We start from the raw sequence: 7045 nt of genomic DNA on the forward strand, positions 1-7045 counted from the left end.
GCCAACCCCTACCGGAGGTAACCCTGGCCCAAGCGAAGGATAGTGATGCGGTACTGTTAGCGGCGATCGGGGGCTATGCCTGGGACAATCTCCCCAGGGCTCAACGGCCAGAAACTGGTTTGTTGGCCATCCGGGAAGGGCTGGGACTGTTTGCGAACCTACGTCCCGCGACCATTTTTCCCCAATTGGTTGATGCTTCTAGCCTCAAACGGGAAGTGGTGGAAGGGGTAGATATTATGGTGGTACGGGAATTGACCGGCGGTATTTATTTCGGTAAACCGAAGGGTATTTTTGAGACGGAGGCGGGGGAAAAGCGGGGGGTTAATACCATGGCTTACACTGTGGGAGAAATTGACCGCATTGCCAAGGTAGCTTTTGAAACGGCCCAAAAACGACGGGGTCAACTCTGTTCAGTAGATAAGGCTAATGTACTGGATGTGTCCCAACTGTGGCGGGATCGGGTAATGGCGATCGCCACAGATTATCCCGACGTGGAACTGTCCCATTTATATGTGGACAATGCGGCCATGCAATTGGTGCGTAGTCCAAAGCAATTTGACACCATTGTGACGGGTAATTTATTTGGTGATATTCTCTCCGACATTGCGGCCATGTTAACGGGCAGTATTGGCATGTTACCCTCCGCTAGCTTGGGCAGTGACGGCCCGGGACTATTTGAACCCGTCCACGGTTCGGCCCCGGATATTGCTGGTCAGGATAAGGCTAATCCCCTGGCCCAGGTGCTCAGTGCGGCCATGATGTTGCGCTACGGTTTGGACCAACCCCAGGCAGCCGATCGCCTAGAGGGAGCAGTAAAAACAGTCCTGGCCCAGGGTTACCGCACCGGGGATATTCTTTCCCCTGGCACCCAATTGGTGGGCTGTCGGCAAATGGGAGAGCAATTGTTGGGCATCCTGGATGACATGTAAGGATCGTTGCAATCTACCAAAAAACTAGACAAACTTTACCTCAATGACTTCCCCCCAGGCAGTTAGTTCGGGTCAAAATCAGATCTTGGTTGAGTAAGTAAGAATCTTCTGGGGCGGCCCTTACGTCAAACCCTATTGTTATTTATGATGATGGCTAACCTGGCTGACGTTTTTCGGTCAAAGGCTAGAACACATATGCGTCCTGAGTGGGGAGTTTATTATGGTTTTTATTCCTGATGAGAGCGACTTTGATGTGGAGTATAGGAGCGTGCCCATGCCCCTAGACCCCAAAATGTTGCGCATGGCCCGGCGAATTTACCGCAGTTATCGCATGCTCCACCCCAAATCCCAAAAGCAACCCCTGGGCATTGCCATCCATAAAGAAACCCACCGGGGTCAACTGATGTTCAATCGTCAGCCGGTGCTGTTGCCAGGGGAGTGTTTCGTACCTTTGAACCAACTGGAGGCGGAAGCCCAGGTAATTTGAATTAGCTCTGTTGCTCTGTTATGACCGAATCTTCCCCCTTAGTGCCATCTACGGCCCCTTCGACCCGCAAACTTTGGCTGGCGGCCATTAAGCCCCCCATGTACACGGTGGCAGTGGTGCCCATTACCGTTGGTTCAGCGGTGGCCTATGGCCTGACTGGGCAGTGGCAGGGCGATGTTTTTACCATCTTTTTGCTGTCGGCGATCGCCATTATTGCTTGGATCAACCTGAGCAATGATGTGTTTGACAGTGACACGGGCATTGATGTGCGTAAGGCCCATTCAGTGGTTAATTTGACCGGCAATCGCAATCTGGTTTTTTTAATTAGTAATTTTTTCTTGCTGGCCGGTGTGCTGGGGCTAATGAGCATGGGCTGGCTGGCCCAGGATTGGACAGTGTTGGAGTTAATTGGAGTGGCCATCTTTTTGGGCTACACCTACCAAGGGCCCCCTTTCCGCCTTGGTTACCTAGGTTTGGGGGAATTAATTTGTTTGATTACCTTTGGTCCCTTGGCGATCGTCGCCGCCTATTACTCCCAGACCCAAAGTTTTAGCTGGGATTTGCTTACCCCTAGCATTTTTGTGGGGCTTAGCACGGCCATTATTCTGTTCTGTTCCCACTTCCATCAGGTAGAAGATGACCTAGCCGCCGGTAAAAAATCCCCCATTGTTCGTTTAGGAACCAAGCTAGGCTCCCAGGTGTTGACTGTTTCCGTAATTAGTCTTTATTTGATCACGGCGATCGGAGTTTTGCTTAACCTTGCTCCTTGGCAAACCTTATTGGTAATGGCCAGTGTGCCCTTGGCCGGACAATTAATTCGCCATGTGGGGCAATACCACGACCAACCGGAGAAGGTCAGCAACTGTAAATTCATTGCTGTCAATCTACACTTTATCAGCGGTATTTTACTAGCCATGGGCTATATTTTAGCGGGTAAGAATTAAAGTTTATATAAATCAACAAATCTGATTAAAACCTATGAAAAAACAACTCTATGACACAGATTTTGTGAGCTGGACAGAAGAACAGGCTCGATATCTGCAACAACATGAGATAGAGAAGATTGACTGGCAAAATATTGAAGAGGAAATTATTGCTTTGGGTCGTAGTGAAAAACATGAGCTAGAAAATCGCTTGGAAGTTTTGCTGGAGCATCTACTCAAACGCGCCTATATCAATAGTGCCTATGATAATCGTGGCTGGGAAATCACGATCAAAGAACAACGGAAACAGATCCGACGGCTATTAAGGGACTCTCCTAGCCTCAAAAATTATGGCGAAGCATTGATTCCAGCCGTGTGGCAGGAAGCACTTGCCGATGTTCAAGATCTTTACCCGACGCTTTCCTTGCCTGAAGCCAATCCGTTTAGCGAAAGTTTAGACCAATTGTTAACGGTGACCTTTTGGTGAGCTGAAGCTAAAAAGTTTTTCAGCAACCTCCATTTCATTAGCCGTATGTTAACAGCGGTAGGTTATGGTCTGGCCAGTTCAGAATAAGGGATGTTGCCATGGGCAAGTTAGAATAAAAACCATTATGAGCAACGGTTTGTCCCCTACCCCCATCAATACCCCAGGCTGGTTAAACACCGGGGCCGCTAATTTATTGGTCAATGGCCATGATCCTCAAGATTTGGAACTGACCAATCAAAATTTGGCTGGACTAGTATTTCCCCATGGGGACCTCAGCCAAGTTACCCTGATCGGCTGTGATTTACGCTTTGCCAATTTGGAAGGGGCGGATTTAACGGATGCTAACTTGATCGCCGCCAGTCTGCACAAAAGTAATTTGCGCCGGGCTAACCTCTGTCGAGCTACGCTCAATCGTTGCAATTTGAGTGAGGCGGATCTAACTGAAAGCGATGCCAATGAAGCCCTTTTTTGTCAGGCCGTTTTTACCGAAGCGGAAGCCCACGGTTTAAGACTTTACCGAGCCAACCTTAGCCAAGCCCAATTAATGGGGGCCCATCTCCACCAAGCCTATGCCCCGGAAGCGGATTTTAGTGCGGTGGCGGCGATCGCCGTTGATTTGCGCTGGGCCAATTTGAGAAAGACTAATTTTCGGGGCGCGGATTTACGCTATGGCAATTTCCGGGGGGCAAATCTGACCCAGGCGGATTTTACCGGAGCCAACCTCAAGGGGGCCAATTTGCGGGGGGCCAATTTAGTGGGCACTAACCTGCAACAGGCGGATCTGAGCGATGTCACCTGGTAGATGGAAAAATTGCCACCTCAACTTCCATAAAAATTAACCTTTGCAATACCGTCGTTTTGGCCGCACCGAGTTAAATTTATCCGTTTTTTCCCTGGGTACCATGCGGGGCCTGGGTGATCGCCAGCAATTTGTAGCCACGGTGGCCAAGGGCTTGGGGGCGGGCATTAACCACATTGAAACGGCGGCGGCCTATGGAGAAAGTGAAACTTATTTAGGCCCATTGCTAAAAAGCTTCAACCGGGAGGAAATAAACCTCACCAGTAAAGTTTGTCCCACGGAGAATCCAGAACAACTTATCCAGGGCCTTGACCGTTCTCTGCAAAGACTCCAGGTGGACTATTTAGACTGCTTTGCCATCCACGGCATTAATACCCCCCAGCATTGGCAATGGGTACAGAAACTTTGGCCGGTGATAGACAAGGCTCGACAACAGGGGAAATTTAAACATCTTGGTTTTTCCACCCACGGCAGTTTGCCCCTAGTGCAGGAAGTGATTGCTTCGGGAAAATTTGCCTTCGTTAATTTGCATTATTACTGGTTTAATCAGCACCTCGCCCCGGCGATCGCCTCGGCCCACCAGCGGGATATGGGCATTTTCATCATTTCCCCCGCAGATAAGGGTGGTCAACTATACACACCACCCCGGACTTTACAAAATCTTTGCCTACCCTTTACCCCCCTGGGGTTAACCTACCGTTTTCTCTTGAGTGACCCCCGCATTACCACCCTGAGTATTGGCCCCGCCATACCGGAGGAATTGGACGAACCCCTATCCCTTGGCGATCGCCTGGAGCCCTTAAGTGAGCAAGAACAGGCAATTTTAGAGAATTTACGCCACCATCAACACCAGGCATTGGGCACCGCTGCTTGCCACCAATGTTATCAGTGCTTACCTTGCCCAGAAGAAATTAATATTCCCGAAATTTTACGTCTGCGTAATTTGGCCGTTGCCTTTGATATGGAAAATTTTGGTCAATATCGCTATCAAATGTTAGAAAATGCCGGGCACTGGTTTCCCGGTCGAAAAGGCGATCGGTGCACCGACTGTGGCGATTGTTTGCCCCGATGTCCCCATAATCTGGCGATTCCAGACCTGTTGCGGGATACCCACCAACGGTTGCGGGGTAAAAGCCGGCGTCGTTTATGGCAGGATTGATCATTAGGCTGGCAATTCAGCCCCTGTTTTTGTCTCCATCATCCATACCAATTAGGACCAAAGCCTATCGATACCATCTACGGCCAAGCCCAACAGCTCAAAACTAGTCAAATTAAACAACTAAAGCGCCTCTATCAACAACGTCTCCCCGGCGATCGCCTGCTGACGATGGAATTGGCCCAACGTTTAGGAGCCATCAGCCAGGAAATTAAACAGCCCGTTTCGGTGTACGTTAACCGGCGGGGACAAATTATCCGGGTGGGGGTGGGCACGCCCCGGCAAACCCAAATTCCGCCTTTGGAATTACCTCGTTATGGGGAAAAAAGACTATCCGGCATTCGTTGCCTCACCACGGATTTAAAGGGGGAAGCCCCCAAGGAATCTAGTTTAATTGCCATGGCCCTGCAAAGATTGGATGCCCTAGTGGTACTGAGTGTTACTGGCCAGGGTTTTGCCAAACGGGGCGGCGGCGTAACTGGCTATGTGGATACGGGATATTTGGCCCATTTATTACCCCAAAGCAGTGACGATATGGGGGATAGGGTGGCCGATTGGGTAGTTTCCCCGGCGGTGGCCCTGGAAGATTTAGCAGAAGAAGCCATCCTGGATTTGGTGGAAAACCTAGAGGCAGAATTTGAACGAGAATTCATCGCCCGTCAGGTGGAAGCAGGGCAGGAAAGGGTACTGGTCATGGGACTTAAAACCAGTGAGTTGGATGACCAGAGCTTTGCCGAAGGTTTAACGGAGTTAGAACGACTAGTGGATTCCGCCGGGGCCCAGGTGCTCCAGGTAATGCAGCAAAATCGTAGTAAACCCCATCCCCAAACCGTAGTAGGGGAAGGCAAAGTGGAAGAATTGGCCTTGGCGGTGCAAACTACGGGGGCCAATCTAGTGGTTTTCGACCGGGATCTATCCGCTGCCCAGGTGCGCAACTTGGAACAACGCTGTGGAGTTCGGGTCATTGACCGCACCGAATTGATCTTGGATATTTTTGCCCAGCGGGCCCAATCCAGGGCTGGGAAATTACAGGTGGAATTGGCCCAGTTGGAATATCTGTTACCCAAACTAGTAGGCCGGGGTCAGGGTATGTCCCGGTTGGGGGGAGGCATCGGCACCAGGGGCCCAGGGGAAACCAAGCTGGAAACAGAACGGCGTACCATCCAAAGTCGCATTGCCAAGCTCCAAAAACAGGTTAACGAACTCCAGTCCCATCGCTCCCGGCTCCGGAATCAACGGCAACAACAGGCTGTTCCCACCGTGGCGATCGTCGGTTATACCAATGCGGGCAAATCCAACTTACTCAATGCCCTCACCCAAGCAGACATCTACGCCGCTGACCAACTGTTTGCCACCCTAGACCCCACCACCAGGCGTTTATCCCTATTTGACCCGGATAATCAAACCTACCAGCCAATTTTGCTAACGGATACAGTGGGTTTTATCCATCAATTGCCCGATGCTTTGGTGGATGCCTTTCGGGCTACTTTGGAAGAGGTAACGGAGGCAGATCTATTACTCCAGGTGGTGGATCTATCCGACCGGGCTTGGCGACGACAGATCGACTCGGTGGCCAATATTTTGGCGGAAATGCCCTTGGCTACGGCACCGATGGTGATGGTGTTTAACAAAATTGACCAGGTGCCCAGTGAAGCTTTGGCAGCGGCCCAAGCAGATTATCCCCAGGCAATTTTTTTGGCGGCGGCCCAGGGGATTGGTTTAGAAACGCTGAAAAAACGTTTATTGGAGCAAATTTTGGCGGATTTCACCGATTAGTGTTTATTTTGCACTAATTCAATGTTGACATCCTGCAATGGTTTCAAAAAAGCAAGGATTCCTTACCAAGCCTCAACCTAAAAAAAGGAGTTGATCAACGAATGGAGGTCAGTTTCAAACTGACTCACAACGGGTAGGGAGTCCAGCCAAAATCCGCCTCAGCATTCCTGCACTTTTCCTTCACCATGGCCCACTCCTGGAGGGTGAGGGGTTCCCACTGTACCTGAGCTTGAAAATGCTGTCGGGCTGAAGTGGTCAAAACCTCTAAAACCTGGGGCAAAGTTGGATAATTGGTCAACTCTGCCATGGTTTTTTGCCAGGGGGCCGGTTGGTTAAAAACCAGCTCAAACAAATGGCGATCGCCGTTCAAGATCATTTCCCCGTGTTGCAGAAGGGCGCTGGAAGTTTGCCGTTGGGCACTGCCAATTAATTTGTCCCCTGTGGAGCTGACTAAATCCGCCACTGTAGCGGTGCTAAAGCAACTGGCA

At 50.4% G+C, this 7045-nt stretch carries 7 protein-coding genes and 1 pseudogene; 7 read left to right on the forward strand and 1 reads right to left on the reverse strand.

The window, feature by feature from the left end:
- The 7 genes from leuB to hflX all read left to right on the forward strand — a co-directional run.
- Window positions 1–929: 3-isopropylmalate dehydrogenase (gene leuB / locus IQ219_RS14635; RefSeq protein WP_194073088.1), on the forward strand; the 929-nt coding region annotated here is incomplete at its 5' end.
- Between the two features lie 220 nt (window positions 930–1149).
- Complete coding sequence (locus IQ219_RS14640; protein WP_190599085.1) at window positions 1150–1416, forward strand: hypothetical protein; 267 nt, start codon at window positions 1150–1152, stop codon at window positions 1414–1416.
- A gap of 20 nt (window positions 1417–1436) precedes the next feature.
- Window positions 1437–2360, forward strand: coding sequence for a 2-carboxy-1,4-naphthoquinone phytyltransferase (gene menA / locus IQ219_RS14645; protein ID WP_194073089.1), 924 nt, complete (start codon window positions 1437–1439; stop codon window positions 2358–2360).
- A gap of 34 nt (window positions 2361–2394) precedes the next feature.
- Entirely contained in the window at window positions 2395–2826 is a 432-nt protein-coding gene (locus IQ219_RS14650) for a DUF29 domain-containing protein (protein WP_194020446.1), read from the forward strand.
- A gap of 124 nt (window positions 2827–2950) precedes the next feature.
- A complete protein-coding gene (locus tag IQ219_RS14655) occupies window positions 2951–3628 on the forward strand; it encodes a pentapeptide repeat-containing protein (protein WP_228017142.1) in 678 nt (225 codons plus the stop codon).
- A 100-nt stretch (window positions 3629–3728) separates the two neighbouring features.
- Window positions 3729–4784, forward strand: a complete 1056-nt coding sequence (locus tag IQ219_RS14660; RefSeq protein ID WP_194073093.1) for an aldo/keto reductase — start codon at window positions 3729–3731, stop codon at window positions 4782–4784.
- Between the two features lie 168 nt (window positions 4785–4952).
- A complete protein-coding gene (gene hflX, locus IQ219_RS14665) occupies window positions 4953–6557 on the forward strand; it encodes a GTPase HflX (RefSeq protein WP_194073091.1) in 1605 nt (534 codons plus the stop codon).
- Window positions 6558–6681: 124 nt separating this feature from the next.
- Here hflX and IQ219_RS14670 read toward each other — a convergent pair.
- Window positions 6682–7045 (reverse strand): annotated as a pseudogene (locus tag IQ219_RS14670) (lipoate--protein ligase family protein); the annotation flags it as partial.

It is taken from the genome of Synechocystis sp. LEGE 06083 (genome assembly GCF_015207725.1).
GTDB classification, from domain to species: domain Bacteria; phylum Cyanobacteriota; class Cyanobacteriia; order Cyanobacteriales; family Microcystaceae; genus Synechocystis; species Synechocystis salina.